Origin of the sequence: Dysgonomonas mossii DSM 22836 (assembly GCF_000213575.1) — a bacterium.
Classification (GTDB): Bacteria; Bacteroidota; Bacteroidia; order Bacteroidales; family Dysgonomonadaceae; genus Dysgonomonas; species Dysgonomonas mossii.
In genome coordinates this window covers 165906-192075 of the sequence record NZ_GL892005.1, presented here as the reverse complement: position 1 = coordinate 192075, position 26170 = coordinate 165906, and the positions used below count along the sequence as shown (strand labels likewise).

26 protein-coding genes are annotated in these 26170 nt (G+C 38.9%); 11 read left to right on the top strand and 15 right to left on the bottom strand.

Annotated features, from left to right (window positions below; genetic code table 11):
- Positions 1-2 precede the first annotated feature (2 nt).
- On the top strand, positions 3-1124 hold the full coding sequence (gene dprA, locus HMPREF9456_RS04370; protein WP_006842255.1) for a DNA-processing protein DprA: 1122 nt from the start codon (positions 3-5) through the stop codon (positions 1122-1124).
- Here dprA and HMPREF9456_RS04365 read toward each other — a convergent pair whose 3' ends face one another.
- The 4 genes from HMPREF9456_RS04365 to HMPREF9456_RS04350 are packed head-to-tail and all read right to left on the bottom strand — an operon-like array spanning position 1125 to position 4354.
- Positions 1125-2078: a M28 family metallopeptidase gene (locus HMPREF9456_RS04365; RefSeq protein WP_006842254.1), complete on the bottom strand. Its 954-nt coding sequence runs from the start codon at positions 2076-2078 to the stop codon at positions 1125-1127.
- Between the two features lie 3 nt (positions 2079-2081).
- Complete coding sequence (locus tag HMPREF9456_RS04360; RefSeq protein WP_006842253.1) at positions 2082-3083, bottom strand: M28 family metallopeptidase; 1002 nt, start codon at positions 3081-3083, stop codon at positions 2082-2084.
- 1 nt (position 3084) lies between these two features.
- Positions 3085-3501 carry a DUF1634 domain-containing protein gene (locus HMPREF9456_RS04355; protein ID WP_006842252.1) on the bottom strand — a complete coding sequence of 139 codons (417 nt, stop codon included), beginning with the start codon at positions 3499-3501 and terminating at the stop codon, positions 3085-3087.
- Positions 3502-3505: 4 nt separating this feature from the next.
- A complete protein-coding gene (locus HMPREF9456_RS04350; protein ID WP_006842251.1) occupies positions 3506-4354 on the bottom strand; it encodes a sulfite exporter TauE/SafE family protein in 849 nt (282 codons plus the stop codon).
- Positions 4355-4527: 173 nt separating this feature from the next.
- Here HMPREF9456_RS04350 and HMPREF9456_RS04345 point away from each other — a divergent pair, with 173 nt between their 5' ends.
- Positions 4528-5064 (top strand): glutathione peroxidase, encoded by a 537-nt coding sequence (locus HMPREF9456_RS04345; protein ID WP_006842250.1) that lies wholly within the window; start codon positions 4528-4530, stop codon positions 5062-5064.
- Between the two features lie 117 nt (positions 5065-5181).
- On the opposite strand, the gene HMPREF9456_RS04340 is transcribed toward HMPREF9456_RS04345, so the two are convergent.
- The 5 genes from HMPREF9456_RS04340 to folB all read right to left on the bottom strand — a co-directional run bounded on the left by HMPREF9456_RS04340 (position 5182) and on the right by folB (position 10836).
- Positions 5182-5589, bottom strand: coding sequence for a hypothetical protein (locus HMPREF9456_RS04340; protein ID WP_006842249.1), 408 nt, complete (start codon positions 5587-5589; stop codon positions 5182-5184).
- Between the two features lie 35 nt (positions 5590-5624).
- Positions 5625-8147 (bottom strand): T9SS type A sorting domain-containing protein, encoded by a 2523-nt coding sequence (locus HMPREF9456_RS04335; protein ID WP_006842248.1) that lies wholly within the window; start codon positions 8145-8147, stop codon positions 5625-5627.
- A gap of 228 nt (positions 8148-8375) precedes the next feature.
- Complete coding sequence (locus HMPREF9456_RS04330) at positions 8376-9896, bottom strand: DUF4301 family protein (protein WP_006842247.1); 1521 nt, start codon at positions 9894-9896, stop codon at positions 8376-8378.
- A 54-nt stretch (positions 9897-9950) separates the two neighbouring features.
- Positions 9951-10478, bottom strand: coding sequence for an RNA methyltransferase (locus HMPREF9456_RS04325; protein WP_006842246.1), 528 nt, complete (start codon positions 10476-10478; stop codon positions 9951-9953).
- Positions 10479-10482: 4 nt separating this feature from the next.
- Entirely contained in the window at positions 10483-10836 is a 354-nt protein-coding gene (folB, locus tag HMPREF9456_RS04320; RefSeq protein WP_006842245.1) for a dihydroneopterin aldolase, read from the bottom strand.
- A 104-nt stretch (positions 10837-10940) separates the two neighbouring features.
- On the opposite strand from folB, the gene HMPREF9456_RS04315 reads away from it, so the two are divergent.
- From HMPREF9456_RS04315 to HMPREF9456_RS04285, 7 genes are all read left to right on the top strand, one after another.
- Positions 10941-11321, top strand: a complete 381-nt coding sequence (locus tag HMPREF9456_RS04315) for a bactofilin family protein (RefSeq protein WP_245530986.1) — start codon at positions 10941-10943, stop codon at positions 11319-11321.
- A 23-nt stretch (positions 11322-11344) separates the two neighbouring features.
- Entirely contained in the window at positions 11345-13117 is a 1773-nt protein-coding gene (locus HMPREF9456_RS04310) for an aminopeptidase P family protein (RefSeq protein ID WP_006842243.1), read from the top strand.
- Positions 13107-14522, top strand: coding sequence for a TlpA disulfide reductase family protein (locus HMPREF9456_RS04305; RefSeq protein WP_006842242.1), 1416 nt, complete (start codon positions 13107-13109; stop codon positions 14520-14522). Before HMPREF9456_RS04310 ends, HMPREF9456_RS04305 begins: the two co-directional genes overlap by 11 nt.
- Before the next feature lie 6 nt (positions 14523-14528).
- A complete protein-coding gene (locus tag HMPREF9456_RS04300; RefSeq protein ID WP_006842241.1) occupies positions 14529-15047 on the top strand; it encodes a gamma carbonic anhydrase family protein in 519 nt (172 codons plus the stop codon).
- A gap of 232 nt (positions 15048-15279) precedes the next feature.
- Positions 15280-15909 (top strand): nitroreductase family protein, encoded by a 630-nt coding sequence (locus HMPREF9456_RS04295; protein ID WP_006842240.1) that lies wholly within the window; start codon positions 15280-15282, stop codon positions 15907-15909.
- 119 nt (positions 15910-16028) lie between these two features.
- The gene (locus HMPREF9456_RS04290; protein WP_026177024.1) at positions 16029-16325 is read left to right on the top strand and encodes a hypothetical protein; all 297 of its coding nucleotides are present in this window, start codon (positions 16029-16031) and stop codon (positions 16323-16325) included.
- 22 nt (positions 16326-16347) lie between these two features.
- Entirely contained in the window at positions 16348-17277 is a 930-nt protein-coding gene (locus HMPREF9456_RS04285; RefSeq protein ID WP_006842239.1) for a polyphosphate kinase 2 family protein, read from the top strand.
- Between the two features lie 66 nt (positions 17278-17343).
- Here HMPREF9456_RS04285 and corA read toward each other — a convergent pair whose 3' ends face one another.
- Positions 17344-18288: a magnesium/cobalt transporter CorA gene (corA, locus tag HMPREF9456_RS04280; RefSeq protein ID WP_006842238.1), complete on the bottom strand. Its 945-nt coding sequence runs from the start codon at positions 18286-18288 to the stop codon at positions 17344-17346.
- Positions 18289-18318: 30 nt separating this feature from the next.
- On the bottom strand, positions 18319-19116 hold the full coding sequence (gene rsmA, locus HMPREF9456_RS04275) for a 16S rRNA (adenine(1518)-N(6)/adenine(1519)-N(6))-dimethyltransferase RsmA (protein ID WP_006842237.1): 798 nt from the start codon (positions 19114-19116) through the stop codon (positions 18319-18321).
- A 107-nt stretch (positions 19117-19223) separates the two neighbouring features.
- Between rsmA and HMPREF9456_RS04270 the strand changes: the two genes are divergently transcribed.
- Positions 19224-20237 (top strand): lysylphosphatidylglycerol synthase transmembrane domain-containing protein, encoded by a 1014-nt coding sequence (locus HMPREF9456_RS04270; protein WP_006842236.1) that lies wholly within the window; start codon positions 19224-19226, stop codon positions 20235-20237.
- A gap of 303 nt (positions 20238-20540) precedes the next feature.
- Positions 20541-21995, top strand: a complete 1455-nt coding sequence (locus HMPREF9456_RS04265; RefSeq protein ID WP_006842235.1) for an aminoacyl-histidine dipeptidase — start codon at positions 20541-20543, stop codon at positions 21993-21995.
- Between the two features lie 65 nt (positions 21996-22060).
- Here the strand turns inward: HMPREF9456_RS04265 and HMPREF9456_RS04260 are convergent, their stop codons facing one another.
- The 4 genes from HMPREF9456_RS04260 to HMPREF9456_RS04245 form a co-directional block, all read right to left on the bottom strand.
- Positions 22061-22984, bottom strand: a complete 924-nt coding sequence (locus HMPREF9456_RS04260; RefSeq protein ID WP_006842234.1) for a hypothetical protein — start codon at positions 22982-22984, stop codon at positions 22061-22063.
- Between the two features lie 169 nt (positions 22985-23153).
- On the bottom strand, positions 23154-24233 hold the full coding sequence (locus HMPREF9456_RS04255) for a family 10 glycosylhydrolase (RefSeq protein ID WP_006842233.1): 1080 nt from the start codon (positions 24231-24233) through the stop codon (positions 23154-23156).
- A gap of 13 nt (positions 24234-24246) precedes the next feature.
- A complete protein-coding gene (locus HMPREF9456_RS04250) occupies positions 24247-25344 on the bottom strand; it encodes a carbohydrate-binding family 9-like protein (RefSeq protein ID WP_006842232.1) in 1098 nt (365 codons plus the stop codon).
- 1 nt (position 25345) lies between these two features.
- Positions 25346-26041 (bottom strand): SIR2 family NAD-dependent protein deacylase, encoded by a 696-nt coding sequence (locus HMPREF9456_RS04245; RefSeq protein WP_006842231.1) that lies wholly within the window; start codon positions 26039-26041, stop codon positions 25346-25348.
- Between the last annotated feature and the right edge of the window lie 129 nt (positions 26042-26170).

Here is a 26170-nt window from a genome sequence, read left to right as displayed (position 1 = left end):
AGATGAATCTTTCCTCTGATAAACGTATTTATCAGATTGCCCTCACCCTCATTCCGGGAGTGGGTGATATTACTGCTCGCAATCTCCTACAGATTATGGGAGATGAGGAAGCTATATTCAGAACGGAAAGGAAATCTCTTATCTCAAAAACAGGAATCTCTCATAAGCTGGTTGATGGCATACTTAATCCGGAGGTTCTTATAAAAGCAGAAAAAGAACTCTCTTTTATAGAGAAGAACAAGCTTAAAACTTACTTCATCAATCAGACGGACTACCCTAAACGACTAAAAGAGTGCGCAGACGCTCCTCTCTTATTTTATTTTGAGGGAGATATCAATTTCAACACCGAGAAGGTAATAAGCATAGTAGGGACAAGAAACTCCACAAATTATGGCAATAGTTTTTGCGATACTTTTCTGGAAGAAATTGCACACCTGCTACCTAATACTCTAATTGTAAGCGGACTTGCTTACGGAATAGATATCAATGCACATAGAGCCGCTCTGAAATATAATTTACCTACAATAGGTATACTGGCTCATGGCTTAGATAGAATATACCCGCATGTACACAAGCAAATAGCCAGAGAAATGGTCGCTAAAGGAGGGTTGCTTTCTGAATTCCAGAGCAATACAGACCCCGATCGATACAATTTTGTAAAAAGGAACCGAATAGTAGCAGGCATTGCCGATGCTGTTATTGTTGTTGAGTCTGACGTAAAAGGAGGTTCGCTGATTACGGCGGAAATTGCGAATTCATATTGTAAAGATGTGTTTGCCGTTCCGGGAAAAATGACTGATAAATATTCTCAAGGATGTAACAAGCTTATCTCGTCACACAAAGCCGATTTGTTCCGATCAACAGAATATTTCCTGCAACAAATGGGTTGGGATAACGAATCACCCAAAAAGAAGAAAGCACCTATTCAACAAAGTCTTTTCACCATATTGACCGATGATGAGCAAACCATCGTTAATAAATTATCAGAAAAAGAATCTATACATATCGATCAGTTAGCCAGAGAGCTTGGTGTTCCGGCATACTCACTGTTTTCGACATTACTGGAGATGGAGATGAAAGGAATGATAAGAACACTCCCGGGAAACTTATATACGATATCCTAACTAGAAATCCTTCAGATTCGCCATATTCCACAAATTAAGATAGGTGGCTTTAGTGATATTTACCACTTTCTCATAATTAATTTTATCGGCATGATCGGTCGGCTTATGATAGTCTTCATGCAAATCGGTATTGTAAAATATAACAGGTATCTTTCTCATCGAAAAAGGAATATGATCGCTCCCTCCCGGAGAATCATCCATAGAGCGAAAATCGGGAACCAAATTTAAATTATATGCGGCAATATCGTTCTGTAACCATTCTTTAAACACAGGTTTCTCAGGAGAGAAAAAACATGCTACATAATTATAATCAGCCTCCGTCTTATTTCTACCAATCATATCGCAATTGATATAGCCTCTTATTTTAGGAGCTGTGAGTAAAGGAAAAGTTATGTTCTTGGAGTAATCTTCAACAAAATAAGATGAACCCAACAAGCCCAATTCCTCCCCATCCCACAAAGCAAAAATTACAGTGCGCAATGGTTTTTCGCCGGAAGCCACAAAGGCTTTTGCTATCTGCAAAATCGCCGATGTCCCCGAAGCATTATCATCGGCTCCGTTGTATATACTGTCATTCGTTTTGTTTGCTTTTACACCTATATGGTCGTAGTGTGCGCCAACTATCACAACCTCATCCTGATACTTTCCCGGAATATACCCCAGTACGTTACGCATCTTTAGAGAAGGATAGCGATCACTTTCGAAAGGTTGATAATAAGTATCTCTCCAAGGCTTAACTCCTACTTTCAGAAGTGTACTTTTTATATATTCTGAGGCCTTCAATCCGCCCGATTCGCCGGCTTTACGCCCCTCTAAACTATCACTAGCCAAAACCCCTATATACTCCTTTGCCTTTTGCAAAGTTATTTCTGCCAGACCTTTTTCTTTAGATGTTTGTGCAAATAAAGAAAATGGAGTAAAAAAGAGTACGACAAGGATAAGTTTCAGCCTCATAGTTTAATATGTTTTTAAGTTTGCTAAATTCCAGAGGTTAAGATAAGCAGCTTTCGTTATTTCGACAAGTTTATCCCAATTTATTTTATCGGCATGATCGCTCGGTTGATGATAATCGGGATGTCCATCTGTATGATACCAAATCACAGGAATATCTCTTTTTGCGAATGAAGCATTGTCACTACCTCCAATAGGCTTATCCCAAGCGCGATAATTAGGTTCCAAGCCTAGCCCGTATGTCTTAATATCGCTCTTCAGCCATTCACCAAACTGAGGGTGTGCTTCGGTATAGAAATACACAACATATTTTGGTTTCTGCTCGTCATTATTTCGTCCAATCATATCAAAATTAACATATCCTTTAATATCTGATGCGAAAGGGCATGTTTGCATAAAATACTCCGAGCCTAACAGTCCCAGCTCTTCACCATCCCATAGAGCAAAAATAATTGTACGCTCTGGCTTTTTTCCACTCGCAAGAAAAGCTTTCGTTATTTGCAATACAGCAGAAACTCCCGAAGCATTATCATCGGCTCCATTATATATCTTATCCCCATCGAGGACTTCATCCATACCTAAGTGATCGTAATGAGCACCCATTACAACATATTCATTCTTATTTTTACCTTCAATATATCCCAATACATTCCTTAACTCTAACTTACGATGAGCCGGAAGTTGACTATACTTCTGAATAGAATCGGGATGAACAGAAAAACGCACTCTTTTTTGTCTCTCGGGACTATATGCTTCAAAAGGCTGGAAATAAGAATCCTCATTCAGCGGCTTCAGTCCCATATCTTGTAATACAGACTTCACATATTCTCCGGCAACACGTCCACCATGCCTACCGGCCTCTCTGCCTTCTACAGCATCGCTTGCCAGAAAGCCAATATATGCTTTTGCGCTTTCTTTATTAATTGTTGCAAAACCTTTCTCTTTCGCCGACTGAGAAAATAAAGAAATAGATATAAATAATAAAAAAGGAAATATTGTCTTCTTCATATCAGTGTAATCCTAAAACCATATTGGCTACAATAATTAATAATACGACGATGGTTATCGCCACGTACATATAATCTTTCTCAATAAGAAAGCCTATCACAGAAAATGCTACACGCAAAATAGGCGTGGCTATAAGTACACAAACGCCTAATTGTATGATGGCCGCACCATCAAACTCTAATACTCGGGGAATAATCGTTGACAACTCACGTAGATATTGAGAAACTCCCGGAAAGGGCTGATCATCGGGTGTAGGTTTATAATGCTCGATAGGCAAACCGTGATTCTGGAATAAATAGATCAGACCTCCAAATACGGTAATACCACATGCCAACATAACTCCATATCGCAGCAACTTGCCAATAAGAAGCTCCATGTCTCTTTCTTCCCAAAACTCTTTAGAAAAAACTTTCTTCATCTTATTACATTTTACCGGTTAAAGCATTATAAATCATAGAAACAGCTAAGAAGAAAATTACGACACTAAATAGCAGTCTTAAATTTCTTACATTTGCTTTAGGTAGTATTTTAGAGCCAAAAAATGCACCCAAAAGGACTCCCACAACAATAGGCATAGCTAATCCCGGATCGATATATCCTCGTTGGAAGTAGATTACAGCACTGGCGGCGGCTGTTACACCAACCATAAAGTTACTGGTTGTTGTAGATACCTTGAAAGGAATCTTCATTGCCGTATCCATAGCCAATACTTTCAATGATCCCGAGCCAATACCAAGCAGCCCCGATAAAACACCAGCAACTGTCATCAGTGAATACCCTCCAATTACATTATGAACATTATATTTCTCTACTCTTCCATCTTTGGTTGGGTAAGAACCATTTAGTTTCAACTTATCTCCCAATTTATCGCCCGGAGCAGAATAATCGATGCCATCTTCTTTCTTTGACACAGAACGTATCGCAGAAAAAATAAGAACAACACCTAAAATTATAGCGATATACATCTTATCAAGATACATAGCTACAATTGCACCCGCAACAGCTCCCGTCGTTGTTGCTATTTCGAGAAACATACCAATGCGCACGTTGGTTATCCCTTCTTTTATATATGCCGCGGCAGCTCCTGAAGATGTGGCAATAGATGTAACCAATGCAGCTCCTACTGCATATCTGATATCTACACCAAATCCAAGGGTTAAAATAGGGATTACAATTACTCCTCCTCCTAAACCTGTAAGCGAACCTATAAATCCGGCAAAACATGCCCCGATAAATAAAACCAGGGAAAATATCTCTAAATTAAAATCCATATTATTTTGTTTTGACGCCGTAAAGGTAATCTTTTTAAAAAAGATACAAGGAAACACAGCATCAAATACTATAAAATATAACGAAGATGTAACACGGTTATTCTATATTTATTAACAAAACATTCTGCATATACTAGTTGTTTTAAGTATAGTCACTAAATAAATAATACAATATGAAACATTTAATTTTAGCAACTCTATTCAGTATAATTTCTACAGTTATGATAGCGCAAGTATCCTTATATGATTTTAAAGTAAAAGACATTGACGGTAACGATTTTGATCTCTCAAGCCTAAAAGGTAAAAAAGTTTTGGTAGTAAATGTCGCGTCCAAATGTGGGCTTACTCCTCAATATGACAAATTACAAGACCTTTACGAAAAATACAAAGACAAGAATTTTGTCGTAATAGGTTTTCCCGCTAATAATTTTAACGGTCAAGAACCCGGAACAAATGAAGAAATAAAAACATTCTGTACACTCAAATATAATGTATCGTTCCCTATGATGAGCAAAATAGACGTAGTAGGCGACAAGAAAGCACCGCTCTATAGATGGCTGACAGAAAAATCACAGAACGGGAAAATGGATGCAGAGGTACAATGGAATTTTCAGAAATTTATGATTGATGAGAATGGTCAACTTGTAGATTTTGCAGCTCCACGAGAAGATCCTTTTTGTGATAAAATCATAAACTGGATAGAAAAGTAATTTTTACTCATATAAATATAAAAGTCCCATTTGCCGTGTGACACATGGGACTTTTATGATTATTGGCATAGGAGAATGTTAATTAACACTCTCCTATTTTATCATTATAAACTTGTATTAGAAATTATTTCTTCTTTTTGAAGTAGAAACTCCTCTATAAGCGAAATAAATAACTAACGCAAATAGAATTATAGGAAGTGTAATATCTCCTATGGGAGCTGCTTCTCCTACTTGACCCGGGTCTGTTACTTCTCCACCTTGTCCGGGCAAGGTTGGATCTGTACCCCAGTCTGTAAGGGCTCTTGTGCCACCAACTTTATTTAATGTTGTAGCCATCGAAGAATTATCTGTCCTGCTTGCAATTGATAAATTTTCAATCTTTGATAAAGTTACAGCAGAAGGAGACTTGCTGGATATAACTTGCGCATCCATCGCATCGGTCTCTGCAGCAGTTATTGAAACCGTTGGTATAGACAGCCCAAAGCATGTTATCAAAAACACAAATATCACTAGTTTTGTTTTCATTTGTTATATTTTTCGTACGTCTGTGTTCTAAAAAGCTAGTTGTGTAAGTTCACAAATTTTGTTGTAAAAGTTCTGTTTCCTGCTATTTTTACTATGTATGTTCCTAAGTTTAATGTTTTAGAATATTCCATTGATGGATAGTCATTTTTACCAACTCTGGTTTTTCCCATCAATCGCCCTTGCATATCATAAATCAACACATCGCTATTCACATCTTTCTCATTCAAGCCGGAAATATGCAATACCGGTTCATTATAATAACAGGTTATTTCAGTAGTTTCTTCTTCTAGAATATCTTTCGTTTCAAAAAAGCGTAATATAAATCGATTTTCGTCCACAGCTTTCAGATCAGACGGACCTGATGAATACTCGTAAGATGTACCCGGAGTCAGTTTCACTGTCTTATTGTTCTGGTAACGGTCTATCAGCCAAACATCCTGAACAGATACAAGATTCTCTAAATTGTAAAAATTCAAAGACATTGTTTGTTGCGTAGCCGGAGGAGTTACATACAATGCTAACTCTTTAATATTTAGAGGAACTACATTCCCTAACATATTTACACCGTCACTCGATTTCGTGTAGATGAAAGTAGAACCTTCTTCAGGATATATTTTATCACTTTCACTTGGTACAGTAATCGACTTAGAGAAATTCTTCGGCGTATCCAGATTATCATCGCTTGTCATTTTTGCATTGTCTCGAAGTACAATTGCAGTTCTGTCTGCAATCTTATCCGCAGAACTGGCAACCTCAACCACAAAGAAGTCTGACAAGAGGTTTGAACTAGGAGAGCTCTTTAAGTATCGTGTCGTTCCGAATGTTCTTAAAGTAGGGCTTAAAGAAATATCGAAACTTTTGTTTGCCTGTACTATAAACATTTGCATAGGGGCAATTAAGAATTGTAGAGGATCTATAATATTCCTACCCGGGTCTGCCGGATCTGCCGATCCGCCGGTTACAGTAGTGCCATCTGTACTTATATAATCGTAGTTAACCTGCATATGATATAGTTTATCACTGTTATCATATCTGATCAAACCATTATTTACAATCCAATATTTAGATCTCAGTACATTTTTTGTAGTTTCATTTTTAGCCGATGTATTTACATCTTGCCCAAAATATTGCGACACATCCAAAACTCCGGCAGTTAAATCCGTACCGAGTGAGTTGCCTTTAATATCATATCCTAGCAATGGATTCAAACTGATTGGCGCCATAAATGGATTCCCTAAAAAGTTAAGCCCCTGCTCTAGCGTTACCGTCACAGCATCTGTTTTAAACTTCTCTGTTTCGAGCAATTCGATCCTATCTCTTCCAAAATCAGGCCAGCCACCTAAGCCCCTCCAACCTCCAGGTTTTGTTCCTGCCATATCCGGCGAAAAGCGGGAAAAACCCATTAAATAATCAACAGAGCCAAGATTAAATACTCCGCCGGTAATTGTATTACCATTTATTTTGGTGAAGTGATATCTCATCAATCGACGATTGAATTCAAAACCACCTTTAGCTCTATTCGCTGACTCAATCTTCAATGCAGCCCATCTATCATCAATATTTTTACTTCCATAATTCGTCACATCCATACTCATAAAGTATCCGTATCCGGCTTTCATTTTGTATAGAGGATCGAGGATAGTTCCTTGATTCGAAGTCAGACTATTTTTGTTTGGTTTCATGAATACGTGGTAGAACAAATAGTCTGTACCCATTTCTTCAAATGGAGGAGTAAATCCGGTCAGGTAATTCCAAATCTTTCCATTTACTTCCTTACGAAGTGTATTAGGACCGGTAGCAGCCTCATGGGTCGAAGGATTAATAGCTCCATCATCGTCGCTGGTACCATTATATTTGTAGTATGTCAGATTCACCTGACTATAGCCGGGAAGATCTGAGCCTGTATCACTTACAATAAGCGCCTGCCCCAGATTTATTTTCTGCGTAATCGTATCATCATAGTATCCCTCTACAACAAATCTATTACCTCCCAAGACATTTGATGCATTGAGTGGTGATAATAGTTTATTCACAAGAACTGCAGCAGATGTATCAACAGCGACAAACCCTACCAATCGAGGATCGGCAGCATTAATATCTGTTACTGTTTTATCAACATGCAACGTCGGGAAAGCTATATAATTGTATTTTTTTTGAGAACCTTTGTTAGCTAAAAGACCTGTAGATCTTCGAATCGTTTGTTTATTATCCTTACCAACAAAAGCAACTACACCGCTGCTTGTATTGGGATCTTTAAACAGATGCGCATATTCACCGCCAACATCAGCACCATTTCCTTGAACTCCGGGATCTTTTCCATTAATAAAATCCCCGGTCAACTCTGTACGACCGTTCTGAATTATGCCTGAACCATCAGCAAACTCAGCAGAACCTTTAATATACAAAGTTGTTGCCTTAGACTGCGTTCCATCAGTCTCACTTCCGTACTTAACGTACATTTTACCCTTCGAGTAAAACACTACACTTGGGGGAGTAGATTGCCCTTTTATAAGTAAAGGCAAGAAGAGTAGTACAACTAATCCTAATTGAAATCTCATTATTGTAGTTTTAATAAAGTCAGTAATAGTCTAACAAAAGTCTATAATGGTCAAACAGTTACGTTCGTGCTTAGCTTAAGGAAAGCCACATTGTAATAATGTAAAGAAAATTTATTCCGAGCAAAGATAATTCTTTTTTCTTTAAATAAAAACTTTGACTATATTTTTTTAAGAATTACATACACAATCTTTTACATTTGTGAAAAACATAATAAAAGACTAAAAAAATCACAGATGACAGTTTCTTAACAAATCATTTACAGTTTTTACAGGATTGAATGTTTCGACCGGAACTTCAACAAATATTGTGTTCCAATCAGACATAGCACCATTCCATAAGCCCGGAAGTTCTAAGGCTTTAAGCTCCTTCCCGCTTTTTGATTTGATTGATATAAATCCGGTATTATAATCTACGTAGTCTTTCAGATTGAAATGGCGACCTCTATAGTCTTTAATTCCACAAACCAAGTCAACAGGATTGAAGTGTGTTCCTTTTTTGAACATCTCCTGTTTCACAGGATCGGACATATCAATTTGCGAGCTTTCCAAAATTTGAGGAGAGATCGTACCATCTGAATTTACGGCCAAAAAAGGTCCACCTCCCGGTTCTCCTACATTCTTCACCATACCACATACGCGACAAGGGCGATCGAGTTTCCGTTTCAAGTAGAGAACAAGCTCTGCATCTTCGAGCAATTTTGTGTCCGGATTTTTTATATTTAATTCTTTTTGTAGAAAATAAAGAATTTCTATTAGTTGGTCATGCGTATATTTCCCGCTATCGAGAAGTTTCAAATAATCAAATATTTTTCTTTGTGTATCAACCAATACGCCGGCCAGTATCTTTTTATATTTAGTCTCTGTCTGTTTATACTTATCGGGGACAGTATTATCTATATTTTTTATAAAAACGATATCGGCATCCAAATCGTTTAGATTTTCTATCAGGGCGCCGTGTCCTCCCGGACGAAACAATAATTTTCCATTTTCTCTAAACGGCTCATTATCGGCATCCACCGCAATTGTATCTGTACTCGATTTTTGTTCGCTAAACGTAACATCGTATTTCACATGCAGTTCGTTTTCAAACTTTTGTTTTCTTGACTTTATCAAATCATCAAACAAAGTTCTATGCTCAGGCGATACTGTAAAGTGAATATTCACCTCTTCTTTATCATTCTTTGCATAAAGAAACCCTTCCATCAAATGCTCTTCGACCGGAGTACGGGATGTATCACTATATTTATGAAACTTAAGGAGTCCCTTTGGCAGATTTCCATAGTTAAGCCCCTTTGGTTTTAGCAGATTTTCAACAACCGACTTATATTTTCCTTCCGAAAGCAAAGCAGCAAGGGTTTGCACTTCATTCTCCAGACACATGGCATCCAGATCGTTATAAAACGCAAACTTCTCTATCTCTTCAAAGAATTTCTTTTCAAAGCCTGAAGTCGGTACGGAATAAGGCGCATCCAAAAACTCGAACAAGTCTTTAAACATCCGACTAGCCGCACCCGAAGCAGGCACAAATTTAACAATTTGTTTTCCCGATGATGCTTTGTAGTCATCCCAGTCGGACAGATATTCTTTTTCCTGTTCGGGAGATATCACCTTAATACCTTTTTCTACTGACGCAGCAACGGCAATACCCAAGAAAGGGAACCCCTTTTTAAAGTTATCCAATTGTTTGTTCAGTTGGTCTTCGGTAATACCTTTTTCTGCAAGATGGTTTTTATCTGATTCAGTTATCATAGCATAGTGTGTTATATACGTCTTATATGCAAAACTAGGAAAAATATTGGTAAATCACTTCAATTGTTTAGAAAATTCCCATATAACCATCCCGGCAGCCACCGAAACGTTGAGGGAATGCTTTGTTCCATATTGAGGAATCTCAACACAGCAGTCGCATCGGCTCACAACATCTTGCTGCACGCCCTTTACCTCATTTCCTAAAATAACCGCATATTTCTTTGTAGAATCCAGTTGCAATTCATCCAGCATTATACTATTTTGAGCTTGCTCCACAGCACAAAGGGTGTAGCCATTTTTCTTCAGTTCTTCTACAGCCTGATCTGTATCAGAGTAATATGCCCATGCAACTGAATTCTCTGCCCCCAAAGCTGTTTTATGAATCTCCACATTGGGTGGTGTTGCCGTAATTCCGCAAAGATAAACAGCCTCAACAAGGAATGCATCCGAAGTGCGGAACACAGATCCGATATTATTAAGACTTCTCACGTTATCCAACACAATGATAAGCGGAGTTTTAGGTTCAGACTTAAATTCTTCGACCGAAAGCCTATTCAACTCTGTTATTTTTTTTACTCTCATCCCCTCAATCTATTAGAACAACACTGGCACAATCCAACTGAGCTCCCATCGGTGGATTCCGTTTCGAGAGCTTAATTTCCACATGTTCTATTTTTGCATATTTCTGCTTCAGGCATTGAACGATCCGATATGCGACATGCTCTAATAACTTGGATGGAATTTGCATTTGCTCCTTCACATCATTGTATATATCGGCATAACTGACCGTATCTTCCAACGAGTCGGATTGAGCAGCATCTGTTAGATTTACTTCCAATTTCAGATTGATCACAAATTCGTTTCCAACCTTCGTTTCATGAGGTTGTACGCCGTGATAAGCATAGAAAATAACATTCTCAAGCAAAATAAAACTTTTCATAAAGAGTCAAAATAAAACGGCACAAAGCTAAGTTTTTTATCTATATTTGTTCGTTATTGAGTTTACAAAGATATAAAACCTTGTGAAAACAGAGAATGAAAATTATGAGTAAATCAAGAGAAACAACACCTTACACAACATCCGGCACACACAACATTTTAGCGTCGGGCACACAACTAAAAGGAGATATATCTTCGGAGGAAGATTTCCGTATCGACGGCGCAATAGAAGGGAATATCCAGTGTCGTGGTAAAATTATCGTAGGTCAGAGCGGCTGCGTTATCGGCAATATAAATTGTTCGAATATAGACTTATTCGGCAAAGTAAAAGGAAACATTATATGTTCCGAAAATATTGTTCTGAAAGCGAGTTCCCTTCTTACCGGCGAGATTAAAACACGTACGATTGAGATAGAGCCGGGAGCCAATTTTGAAGGAACTTGTTCGATGCTAAACAATAGCGCAACCGGTTCTTTGGATGAGTAAGAAAATACCAAAACAATATAGTTATGAATATAAATAAAAGACTTGCCGCACTACGCGAATTTATGGGAGAAAAAAGCTTACACGCTTTTATCATCCCCAGCACCGACTCCCATCTAAGTGAATATCCGGCTTCGCACTGGGCTTCGCGCGAATGGATCAGTGGATTCACAGGGTCGGCCGGAACAGTTGTAGTCACTCGCGAAAAAGCCGGGCTGTGGACAGACTCCCGCTATTTTCTGCAAGGAGCAAAAGAACTGGAAGGAGCTGATATCGAATTATTCAAAGAAGGACTTCCTTCAACCCCAAGTATAGAAGAGTGGCTAACCACCGAACTGGGAAAAGGAGAATACGTTGGTATAGATGGCACTGTGTATGCAGCTAAAGAAGCCATGAACCTTACCCACAAATTAAACATGAAAGGATTGCACCTTATCAGTGATTACGATCCGTTCAGCAAAATATGGAACGACAGACCCGAAATACCTACGAATGCAATCTTTGTTCTGCCTGAAAAATATGCGGGCGAAGCGGCACATAAAAAAATAGCACGTATTTGCGATGCTGTAGAGAAAAATGGAGCAGAATCTTTGCTTGTAGCATCATTGGATACAATTGCCTGGATTTTCAACATCAGAGGTAACGACGTAAAGTGCAACCCTGTAGCGGTTAGTTACGCCTATATTTCGAAAGAAGAAACAGTATTGTTTATCAATCCTAAAAAATTAACATCGGAAATTTCCGATTACCTGAAAGCAGAAGGGGTTACAATTGCCGAATACGATAAGGTATTTGATTATGTATCGAAACTAAAGACACCTGTTTGTTTGGATGCGAACAAAGTAACCTTCAAGCTATATAATACGATACCCGACGGATGCCGCATCATCGATATGCCATCTCCGGCAGACCTGATGAAGAGTATCAAAAACGATACAGAGGTTCAGGGTATCCGCAATGCGATGGAGCGCGATGGCGTTGCATTGGTACGCTTCTTCATGTGGCTCGAAAAAGCAGTACCCGGTGGTAATGTGACGGAAATTATGATACCCGAAAAACTGGTGGAATACAGAAGTCAACAGAAAAACTTTGTAGGAGAAAGCTTTGATACAATCTCGGGCTATGGTCCAAACGGAGCAATCGTTCACTATCATGTAAGCAATGAAAGCTCACTACCTGTCAAACCCGAAGGTTTGCTGCTTGTAGACTCCGGTGCTCAGTATTTCGACGGCACGACTGATATAACCCGTACACTGGCAGTAGGCCCGCTTACCGACCAAATGAAAAAGGACTACACCATGGTACTGAAAGGACATATCAATCTGGCAACAGCAATATATCCTCAAGGTACAAGAGGAAGCCAGTTAGATATCTTGGCTCGTAAGGCGTTGTGGGATGAAGGACTAAACTACCTGCACGGAACAGGGCATGGTATCGGACATTTCCTCAATGTACACGAAGGGCCTCAAAATATCAGAATGAATGAAAACCCTACAACTCTGCAACCGGGAATGGTAACATCCAATGAACCGGGACTGTACAGAGCAGGACAATACGGTATCCGTATAGAAAACCTCATTCGTACGAAACATGAAATGACTACCGAATTCGGAGATTTCTATTCTTTCGAAACATTGACTCTTTGCCCTATAGATACGACACCTATAGTGAAAGAAATGTTGACAGAGAAGGAAATTATCTGGCTTAACGAATATCACAAATTTGTATACGACCGCCTTTCTCCACTATTGACTGAAGACGAAAAACAATGGTTAAAAGAAAAAACTTATGAGATTTAAAATAACTGTTATATTATTGAGCCTCCTTTTCACGTTTGAGATGGAGGCTCAAACTATTAAAAGTCCCGACAATAAATTCAACTTAGAAGTGACTTATCCGGGACAGAGTGGTAAGAAACTGTATCTGGGACAGTATTGGCGAGGAGCTACATACGCAAAAGACTCCGTTGTCCTTTCTGCGGCAGGTAAAGGTGTATTTACAGCAAAAGAGAAGTATCCCGAAGGGCAATATTTTCTTTATATAGCACCTGACTTCAGAACAGACATGCTCTTTGGCAGCGAACAGAGCAAAATGCAGATAACAATCAACAAGGATAATTTCTTAAAAAGCACTATAACAGGAAACGATGATACACGCCTACTGTGGAGCTACCTCAACAAAGTAGCAGAGAATGATGCTTTGAGAGAAACTCTGGAAGATCAGCTATCGGCATCGAATCTTACTCCGCAAAAAAGAGCCGGTATAGAAAAGGAAATAGCAACCGAAGAGCAAATAGCACAGACCTATGTAAACAATCTTATCAAAGAAAATAAGACCAACTGGTTTGGAACTTTCCTAAAGGGCATGACTCCAATCACGTTGCCGTATACCGACCCTAAGAATGATAAAGAGTTTGCAGAAAATAACAAGTACGGAAAAGTACATTATTTCGATAATATAAACCTTACCGACCCTCGTCTGTGGCGAACAAATTATTTGACCAGCTATATAGAATCATATATGACTCAGTGGGTAAATCCTACACCCGATTCTTTGGCAGTGGCAGCAAGTAAGCTTGTGAACAGAACAAAAGAGAATGAAGTGTGTTTTAAAGAAATGTTGTCTTATCTGATAAATACAACCACTTCGAGCGACAGAATGGGCGATGAAAATATCTGGGCAAAGCTTTGCGAAGATTACGTCTTCGGCAAAAACCTGGCATGGATAGACAGCGCTCAGGTGACAGGATTACAGTATATGTATGAGCATATCAAAAACAATCGCATAGGCATGAGAGCCCGCAATATAAAGCTGACAACAATAGACGGCAAGACAATTGAGACAAACGATATAAAAGCCGAATACCTGATATTATATTTCTATGGTCACGACTGCAATCACTGTATAGAAGAAACACCTCGCATATACAATGAGGTATATACCAAATACAAAGACAAAGGATTGCAGGTAGTAGCTATCGATATAAAGGGAAGCGACAAAAAAGAATGGGATAAGTTTGTAAAGAATAATAAGATGACCGGCTGGATCAACGCTGCCGACCCCAATAATATATCACAATACTGGTTGAACTATGATACGTCATACATTCCGTCAGTGTTTGTGTTGGATAAAAACAAAAAAATAGTTGCAAAGAAAATAGATTCAAAAGGACTGGAACAGTTCTTCGATTATTATACAAAATAAAAGATAATGGCATTAATAAAGGAAGTCAGAGGGTTTACACCTGAGATTGGAGAAAATACATACATGGCCGAAAACGCTACAATTATCGGCGATGTGGTAATAGGTAAAGATTGTAGCATTTGGTTTAACACCGTATTGCGTGGCGACGTAAACTCTATACGCATCGGAAACAGGGTAAACATACAAGATGGCAGTGTGTTGCATACATTGTATCAAAAGTCTGTAGTAGAAATAGGCGACGATGTATCCATCGGTCATAACGTGGTGGTGCATGGTGCAAAAATAGAAAATGGTGCACTGATAGGTATGGGAGCTATTGTTCTCGATCATGCAGTGATAGGCGAAGGTGCTATTATTGCAGCGGGATCGGTAGTGCTAAGTAACACAATAGTAGAACCCGGAAGTATCTATGCGGGTGTACCTGCCAAGTTTGTAAAAAAAGTAGATTCGGAACAAGCAAAAGAAATGAACCAGAAAATAGCAAAAAATTACCTGATGTACTCGGGCTGGTTTAAAGAAGAATAAAAGCGATCAGGGAAAATACTTATAATTAAATATGGGTAGAGGAATTTCACACCCTGAGAGATACGTTACATGAAGCAATCGATCAGCCGGAAAATGAAATTCCTCTGCCTAAAATAAGATACAAACAAAATTCACTAAGTATAGATAAAAGGAATCGTGCGGTAAGATTGGCTTTAAGATCACAGAGAAAAACGAACACGACTCCCCGATATATTTAAACTAAAACAATAATATGAGCTTAATAGAAGATCTTAAATGGCGACATGCATGCAAAGGCATGAATGGAGCCAAAGTTCCACAAGATGTAGTAGAAAGAATACTTGAAGCAATCAACCTCACCCCCACTTCTTTGGGAATGCAGGCATTCAAAGTATTTGTAATAGAAAACAAAGAGCTAAAAGAAAAGATATACAATGAAGCCTGCGAGCAACAGCCAATTACCGGATGTTCGCACCTATTGGTATTTGCTTCATATACACAAATTACAGAAAAGTACCTTGACGACTATTTCGATTTGATAAACAAAAAACGGAATCCGAGCAAAGAGTGGTGCGATAAATATAGAAAAAAAATAGAATTCTTTATTGAGAAAAATGGCAGCAATCTAAAGAACTGGATTTCTCAACAAACTTATATCGCACTGGGAGTGGCGTGTACAATTGCAGCGAACGAGCGCATTGAGACACTTCCTATCGAGGGCTTTGACAGGGATGCATTGAACCGTATCCTCGACTTACCAACACAGAACCTTTCTGCGACATTTATTCTTCCTTTGGGATACAAAGACGAAAACCTTGATTGGCTGCACAATCAACCGAAAGTAAGAAAAGACCTCAGCGACCTGATTGAAGTTATCAAATAACTTTCTGTGGGAATAATTATCTTTTTATATACAGATACTAAACAAAAAGCGATGAAATAAGGTTACAAATAGAAACAGGGTAAAAGCTGTCACCTTTGTCACTTTTTACATTATTGCAAATGACAGAAAAGAAATATAGTAATCTGGTTAATGTTATCATAGGAATATTACTGATAATACTAAATATATGCTGGATATATTTCCAACTCAGATTACTATATAATTACAACTTTGGCAACATCCTTTATCTTTACAAGATACCGGAATGGATACTGATTTTAAACACCATTTGCGGGCTGATTGGAATTTTACTTGCAGTCAGACTAATCAAAGACAAGATAAGCGCATGGACAGTAATACCCGCCAACTTCGGGCTTTTCTGCATCTGCATTTTGATTGAAAGTTTGCTAGCATAATAGAACTATAAATTAAATAGTTATGAAAAAAGAAATTCTGAAAAGGATAATTGCAAAACCCGGAGAAAAGCATAAAGTATCCGACTTCAAAACAGATTATACCGCCGGATTATCAAAACAGAAAGGAGAAAAGCTGCTTGAAGAAAGTATCGATAAACTGTCGAAACTGCAAGACAAGCTTTATGCACAAGACCGCTATTCTATCCTGATCATATTTCAGGCAATGGATGCTGCGGGAAAAGATGGTACAATCAAGCACGTTATGTCGGGTATCAATCCGCAAGGTTGTCAGGTTTTTGCTTTCAAACAGCCTTCGGCAGAGGAACTAGACCATGACTATCTGTGGCGCATCTACAAATGCTTACCCGAGCGCGGACGAATCGGTATATTCAACAGGTCTCATTACGAAGATGTACTCATAGCAAAAGTTCATCCGGCGATTGTATTAAACGGAAAATTACCCAATATCACAAAGACGGAAGATATTGATGATAAGTTTTGGGAAAAACGTTACAGGCAGATAAACGACTTTGAAAGGTATTTGACAGAAAATGGAACAATCGTATTGAAGTTCTTTCTCAATGTTTCGCATGATGAGCAGGAGAAACGCTTTCTTGCCAGACTGAATGATGAGTCTAAGAATTGGAAATTTTCGGCAGCAGATCTTAAAGAGCGAGCATACTGGGACAACTATATGGAGGCATACTCAGATATGCTCACTCATACATCGACCGACGAAGCTCCTTGGCACGTTATTCCGGCAGACAACAAATGGTTTATGCGCTATATCATTGGTCAAATCATCAGCGACAGAATAGAGGAACTCGATCTTCATTATCCCGAACTGACAGACGAAGCCAAGATAGAGATAGAGAACGCCAAGAAATCCATGTTAAAACCTCAGGAGGAAAAGCCTAAGATAAAGAAGGAAAAGAAAGACAAGAAAAAATAAAAAAGAAGGCAGCGCTGATTATCTTAACGCTGCCTATATTTTATCAATTAACTTACAGTCAAATAGTTAAAGCCACTTCTTCCGTCTGAAATAAAAGAGAATAACGGCAACAGCGGCGATCATCAGTCCGATAGAAAATTCGTAGCCATATTTCCATTCCAGTTCGGGCATCTCTCCAAAGTTCATCCCATAAATACTTGCGATGAGTGTAGGTGGCATAAATATGACTGAGATCACGGTAAACATTTTGATGATCTTATTTTGCTCGATATTAACAAACCCGAGGAATGTATCTTGCAGATAGTCGAGCCTATCGAAGCTAAAGCGGATATGTTCGAGCAGCGAATTTATGTCCTTTATCAGAATCGTAATTCTGGCATGCAGCTCTCTCGGCATCAGTTCACTCTTGAGCATACTTGATACAGCCCGTTGCTTGTCGATAATATTCTCTCTGAGCATCATGGTCTTTTCCTGCAAGTCTTTGATTTCCATCAAAAGCTCTTCGTCAGCCTCTTTTATACTGATGCTATTAGACAATGACGTAATCTGCTGGGTCATGCGCTCGATCATATCGGCATCGAGCTCTACCCGCGTCTCCAAAATAGCGACGAACACATGATAGCCGGTAGGATACATCTTGGGGTTAGCCGAGATCTTTTTTATTGTCTCGTGGAAGGACGATAAATCCTCACTACGGACAGTAATAAGGATATTGTTCTTTATAATAAAAGAAACCGGCTCTCTTTCGAAAGTTCCAAGTAAGAAGTTGGAATTCACAACCAATGAGTCTGCCGTCTCCATATAACGGGACGACATCTCGATCTCTACCATCTCTTCTTCTTCCTGGATATATATTTTTAGATAATCTTCTAACTCGCTTTCTATCTCCTCATCTACATTATTAAGGTCGATCCATAGAAAATCCTTAATAGGGGTGGCTTTCAAAAATTCAATGCTACGGCTCATTCGTATAACATTGTCTTTGTGATAGAATAATTTTACTTCTGACATGAGCTATTTTTTTAAGTGTTAGGACTTCCTTTACTTCTCACTACTTCTCCCGGGCAGAAAAGCTGAGACTATATTTGTCAACTTTTCGAAATCTGCAACCGAGAGGCGCTCGGGTCGTTCGTCAAAGATAGGGTCGGCATACGCTTCGCAATCTTTTCCCAACAGAGGCTTCATAGAGTTTCTAAGGGTCTTTCGACGCTGGTTAAATCCTGTTTTCACAACAGTTTTAAACAATTTCTCATCACAGTCCAGATGTCCCCTCTTATTGCGAACCAGCTTAACCACTGCGGATTTCACTTTCGGTGGAGGGTCGAATACCTTTTCGCTCACCGTAAATAGATATTCTATATCGTACCATGCCTGTAGCAGAACGCTTAATATACCGTATGTTTTGCCTCCCGGCTTAGCGGCTATACGTTCGGCAACTTCTTTCTGGAGCATTCCTGAGCAACAAAGCACTTTGTTTTTATACTCAAGAACTTTAAAAAATATCTGGGACGAAATATTATAAGGGTAATTTCCTATCACACAGAATTTGTCCGAATAAATAGCCGACAAATCAAGGGTAAGAAAATCACCTTCTACTATACGCCCATGCAAAGCAGGATAATGGTCGTTAAGGTATGGCACAGAATCGCGGTCGATCTCAACAACGGTCAAGCCTTTCTCCTTTTCGATAAGAAATTGAGTCAGCACACCCATTCCCGGACCAACCTCAATTACCGGCACATCGGTAAAATCATCCAATGTATCGGCAATCCGACGTGCAATATCCAGATCTTTGAGAAAGTGCTGTCCTAAGAATTTCTTCGGCTTAACTGCCCCCATACTTATAATTATCATTATATTTGCAGCGGCAAAGGTAGTATTTATTACTGAAAATCGTTCGTATTAAAAGACCTTTATTCTGAAACCACTACATTTAAATTTGGAGAATGGAAGAAACAGATGAAGTTGTAACACAAAAGAAAAGCTCTTTATTAAACAATCTTATAAAAGTCGTATTACCCCTAGGATTAGGAATTGCGATCATATATTATCTTATTAGTAAAATTGACCCGAGCCAACTTTGGGTAATATTGAAAGATGCCAATTGGGGGATACTGTTATTCTCTCTATTCTTTGGGCTTCTAGGAAATACCATCAGAGGATACCGTTGGGCTCTCTTTATTACTCCATTGGGTTACTCTCCCAAAATATCGAACCTCAATTATGCAATCTATGGCGGTTACGCCGTAAACTTTGCATTGCCACGTGCGGGCGAGATATGGAGATGCGGTGTAATAGCCAAGGAAGATAACATCCCTTTCTCCAAATTATTCGGAACGATGATTCTCGATCGGATATTTGATACAATTACCGTTGCTATAATATCTTTGGTGGCCTTTTTGTTCAATATGCAATTCTTTATGACGCAGCTGGAACAAAACCAAACAACATTCAATACGATATCCAGTATATTCAAATCCCCTTTATTGTACTTAGCTATCGGCGCTGCAATAACAACCACATACATTGTCTTTAGGTTTTTCAAAGAAAATGTTATTGTACGTAAGATAAAAGGATTCCTATCAAGTATCGCAAGTGACTTGAAAGCAATTTGGAAAATGAATACCAAAGGGCGTGTATTCTTATATACGATAGGCATCTGGGGTTCTTATTTTTGTTATTTCTACATTACATTCTTCGCTTTCGATTTTACAGCCGACTTGGGAATCACAGCCGGACTTATCGCTTTTGCTTTGAGTAGCATCAGCATGGGAGTACCATCTAACGGAGGGTTAGGCCCTTGGCAAATAGCGGTAATAGCATCGTTAAGCCTCTATGGGGTAGACAAACTACATGCTACAGCGTTTGCTACAGGCGTGTTTGCTGTGCAATCTATTTGGGTGATTATTTGCGGACTGTTCGGCATTGCAATGCTGGCTTTGAAAAAGCAAAAGAAATAATTCTTCCATCATTTCCACATCTACACTTTTATATTTTAGATTTATCTAATTACATAAGAGCTTTGTACTTTCGTTCGATAGAGAGGCAATCCTCGGTAATTTAAAGAACAAAAGGTTACAATAAAACACATGTAAAAAAGTGTCACTTTTGTCACCTTTTGAATAAAAAAGCACGAAAAGAATAAGAATAACAAAAAGTTATAAAAAAGAGTTTACCGCCTACTCTTTTCATTATATATGTAAAAGACTTCATCGAAAATTCTTATCTTTGTTACTATTCGTAATTTTAAAACATAACATATTATGTCTAAAGAAATACTTAAACTAAAACCGCAACAGTTGTGGAAACACTTCTACGACCTGACCCAGATTCCTCGCCCTACAGGACAGATGAAGGAGGTGACAAAATTTGTCATCGATTTCGGTAAATCACTGGGACTAGAAGTAAAACAAGACAAAACAGGAAACATTGTTATTACCAAGCCTGCTACCAAAGGAATGGAAAAAGCTCCGGTAGTGATACTTCAGTCGCACTTGGATATGGTTCCTCAAAAGAACTCGAATGTAAAGCATGACTTCACAAAAGACCCTATAGAAACCCAAATAGAAGGCAACAGAGTAAAGGCCAAGTCTACCACATTGGGTGCAGACAACGGAATCGGAGTTGCTGCCATGATGGCTGTCCTCGAAGACACGACTCTGAAACATGGAAAAATAGAAGCCTTGTTTACAGTAGACGAAGAGGTAGGCATGGTTGGTGCAAGCGGATTGAAGAAAGGATTTCTTTCAGGAAACGTATTGCTGAATCTGGATACCGAAGAGATCGGAGAGCTATGCGTAGGTTGCGCCGGAGGTGCAGACGTTAATGCCGACTGGGAATTTAAAGATGCAGAAGTACCAGCAGGTGATGTTGCTTATAAAATATCGCTTACAGGCCTTAGAGGAGGTCACTCGGGAACTGAAATACACATGGGAAGAGCAAATGCCAACAAGCTTATGTTTTACTTCCTCAAAGAAGCAGTAAGCAACTATGAGGTGCGTTTGTCTGCCATCGATGGCGGCTCACTCAGAAATGCGATCCCTCGTGAGGCTGTAGCTATCGTTACTCTACCCGAAGAAGATGAGAAAGACTTCCTAAAACTGGTAAAAGAGTACGAAAAGATATTTAAAGAAGAATATAAAGCTGTAGAAGCAAACCTTTCATTCAAAGCAGCAAAAACTGAATTACCTAAAACGCTTATCCCTGAGGAAATACAAGACAGCGTTATCAATGCTGTTATTGGTTGCCAAAATGGAGTAATCAGCATGCTAACTGACTTTGAAGGCATTGTAGAAACTTCTACAAACTTAGCCTCTGTTAAGTCTGAAGCAGGTCGTATTTCGGCGAAAATGCTGGCTCGCAGCTCTTCCGAAACACGCAAAGATGAAATTTGCTCAAGCCTCGAAAGTGTATTCGCCCTTGCAGGTGCAAAAGTATCTATCGAAAATGGTTATCCGGGATGGCAGCCAAATGCTCAATCGGATACGCTAAACATGATGGCTAAACTATACAAAGATATGTATAACGAAGAAGCCCATGTAGTAGTGGTACATGCAGGATTAGAATGTGGTATCATTCTGGGTAGCACACCGGGATTAGACATTGTATCATTTGGTCCTACCATCTTAAATGCACACTCTCCTGACGAGTTTGTAGAAATAGATACAGTAAGCAAATTCTATGATTATCTGGTTAAAACCCTAGAGAACATAAAATAAAAGAAGAAACGGCGGAAAATTCAAAAATATCCGCCGTTTTACTTTTCTAGTCTATCGTTTGTACATCAATCGAAAGAAATTATTCCTCCATCCGTTAGGTCTGCTAATGACACTTTAAATGTTGCAGACGTTGCGGCCTTGCCTAATGCTCCTCTGAAAGTTATACGCTTACCACCTTCGATATTCCCCTTGTATATCTCCCTTTCGCCTAGAACAGTATCACCGGTAGCAATCTGTTTTACAAATACTAGTTTCACAGTAACATCTTTACCTGCTGTTGCATGTCTATCTGTAATTATTTTGTGTTCTCTAAATTTATCAACATTCGTATTACATAGGTCAGCCCATCCCCAAGATGCGTCTGAACCACGAGTAGGAATGCCTTCGGCTATGGATATGCCGGAATAAAAAGGAGTGATCACACAGCCAATTGTAGTTGTACCTTCGGGCAAAGAGCATGTATTGGCATCGGTCACTTCAACGGTTATCTCAGACCACATCGGCTGTAAAGTCACCTCTATTGGCACATCCGAGTTATTTGCGGCTACCGAGAAGTCAACCTTTTGGTAATATACATATCTATTACCCATATTTCCCATTATCCATGTAGGAGGATTTTCAAAATAGTCGGTATAGAAATTATTATCCTTTACATCAATCGCTCCTTCTGTTGGAGGAGAACTCATGCCTCCTCTAGGATGAGAAATAAAAGCAATATAGTAGTTTCCTTCAGGGAGTTCCTCAGTTACCTGTCCAACCATTCCTTCAAACGTCCACCCTTTTACTCCTTTACCGCTCTCTTTGTCGTAAATGACATAAAAGAGTTGATTGTTAAAGGTGTCAGCTTTCAATGATTTAACATTTACACTAAAGTTAGATACATCAAACGTAACCTTATACGTTTTGCTTGTTGTGGGCACTTCTTCCGAATCATTGCTACAAGACGCAAACAGAATAGTTGCGCATAGAAAAAATAGTAGTTTTTTCATTACGTTAATAGTTTTGTTAAGTTTATATCCGCCATTATTAATTACAATAATAATGACGCATAAAGATATACAATATAATTCATTATAGGCAATTTATAAAAGAAAAAGAGCAAGACAATACGCCTTGCTCTTTTTTCTTTTATTTTATATTTTCGTTATTTGAAGCCTTTCACTTTTTCTCGGGCTTCTGCTTATACTTAGATAATATAGCCAGTATTTCGTCAGAAACATTTCCGAAAATAGAAACGCCCGAAGCTCCGTTTTCCAAAGCATATTTTATTCCGGCTTCGATTTCTTGATTATTTTTAAAATCGGGGATATACAATCCGGCATAAAGAGGGAAACGACCGTCTATACCTCTCAATCCCTGCTTAACGGCATCACCAATCCATGGCACATCTTCTTTATAGAAACCATGATAGATCATCGGATAAACAGCATCCAAAGGCCAGTTTGTCCAATCCTGTCTTACCAAACGCTTCGCTACGTCAGGAGTTGGAAATACGGCAGCAGTAAGCGGCTTATGATGGGCTTTTGCCACATCTCCAATCTTATTCACAATTGCCGTTACAGCATCGTATCTGAAAGATTTCCACGAAAGATTTTCCTGAGGATACTGAATACTGTCTATATCTTTATGGTATTTTTCTTTAAACTTAGCCTTACATACATCGCAATAGCAAAAATCATATTCGGGCAATTCTTGTGTTTGAACAATACCATAAACGTCCCACAGATTAACCGCCAATATCACATCACTGAAGCGAACATAATCCATGTGGATGCCATCAACATAATCTTTAGACAATGCATTCTCTACTTCTTTGGTCAGAAACTCCGCAACCTCGGGACGAGAAGGACACATCCATCTGTAATAATCTACATACGGCGGATGATCGGCACACGATTCGCCCTTTCTGTTTACAGCTGCCCATTCAGGATGAGTCTTCAATGCATCTCCCCTATTCATTATCCACATCCAACGGTGAGCTTCCAATCCCTGAGCTTTTGCCGCCCTATAATGCTTCTCACTATCGGCTTCGAAGAAAATGCCTGCAATACCCGCATCATGATATTTTTTATACCTCACGGATAGTTCCTCTTCCGTATCAGAATCCTGAGGGTTAATCCACACCCAATGCTTGTAAGTGTTTTCTGCCTGCTTATTACCTACATTGCTTGTACAATTCGAGAACAAAAAAGGCAATAGTAATAAGGTCAACCAGTAAATTTTAAAATGGTTTCGCATAGTTTTTTATTTTTTATTTAGTTATCAATCCTTCTTCATTAAGATAAATCTTCTTACCCGAGGCATCTTTGATAGAAACTTCGAATCTCCTGCCGGTAGAAGACAGTTCGAGTTTGTTTCTTTTATTATCAATATCGAACTCCTGCTTATCCATTTTCAGCTCCGCAAAGTTAGTTGCATAACGCTGATGTGCACGCCTATAGTCTTGCTGCTTATAGTACACCAGCCATAAATATTGTTTTTGCTTTTCAGTATATGGCAATACAAACTGAGGCTGTTTTTCCCCTGCTTTGTTTTTCGAAAAGAATAGATAGCCCCATCTTTCAGGCCTATGCATATCAACAACACCTTGGGGAGACCACACCCAGTTATTTTCAGGTAACACCTTCCCTGCATTATCTTTTCGTTTTACATACTTACTATTTACAATATCTGTTTCCCATTGCACTCTTGAGAAATTAATGCGCCAGACATCCTTATCTTTAGGAACATTTACAGCATTCCCCAAGGTAAGAGCCCTGAAAGGGATCGCCATCTCTACCGTCCAACTGGTATCTGTATCGTCTGCCTTATTGATAGTACCCTGCACTTTTACGGCATGCTGCATCCCCTGAGTATCCCAGCTGAAGAGCGCTGCGCCTCCACTCCGATAAGGCTTATACATAAACAAGTCAAAAATATTATTATATGCATTGATCTCTATTTCAAAGTAGTTGTGGGCAGTGTTTAATGGATCTATAAACACTTCAAAATCATTGTCAAAAAACACAATCTCATCACGCTTGGTCAAGGTAGCCCATACATGCGGATCTTTTAACTCAGCCGCTATATAAAGATATGATTCGTCCCAAAGCATTTTCACACGAGTATCGTAATATGGTTTAGGCTTGGCATCGCCCTCTATATCTTGAAAACGATCAGACCAAGGAGTATTCAGCCACACTTGATCATTAGTATCGCCATCAATTGTCGGTGCTTTGGATGCATAAAGGACTACGTAGTTTGCCGGAGTAGTAAATAAGTTTTCATATCCACTAAAATGTTTTTGGGCATAACAAAAATTAAAAACAAGAAGAAAAGAAATAGAACAAAATAATTTTATATAATTCATTTTACTGATTTTGAAATTTAAGGATATCACGAAGCTCAGCCACACCCTCAGAAGCTCCCTTCTTTATAAAGTGTATTCCAGGCTGATGCACATTTACTTCTTTCGGGTCGATCAGATAGACAGGCACACCCGCATGCACATAATTAAGCAAGCCTGCGGCAGGATATACGTTCATAGAAGTACCTATCACGACAAAGATATCGGCCGTTTGTACAATTTTCATTGCTTTTTCTATCATGGGCACAGCCTCTCCAAACCAAACAATGTGAGGACGAAGCTGTGAACCTTTTTCACACTTATCTCCAAGGTGAATCTCACAATTATCAGGAGCCAAGGTATAAATCAACGATGGATCGACTGTAGAACGCACTTTACTCAATTCCCCATGAAGATGCAAAACATTTGTGCTGCCTGCCCTCTCGTGCAGTTCATCTACATTTTGTGTTATAATGGAAACTTTATACTCTTTTTCCATCTCCACTAATCCTACATGTCCTTTATTGGGCTTAGCCTCAAAAGCTGCCTTGCGGCGGGCATTATAAAAATCAAGCACCAGTTGAGGGTTTCGGCTGAATCCTTCAGGAGTGGCAACATCTTCGATAGAGTATTGCTCCCACAGACCTCCGGAGTCTCTAAAAGTGGCGATACCACTCTCTGCACTCATCCCTGCGCCGGTTAATACAACAATATGTCTCATAAACTATTAAAAAAATGTAAGTAGCATATACAAATATAGTTTTTTCAGGGGTAAATTTTATTAAAGTCCCATGAAAAGAATTACTTTTGTTGGCAAATTTAAATAAACATTCAGTCATATCATGAAATA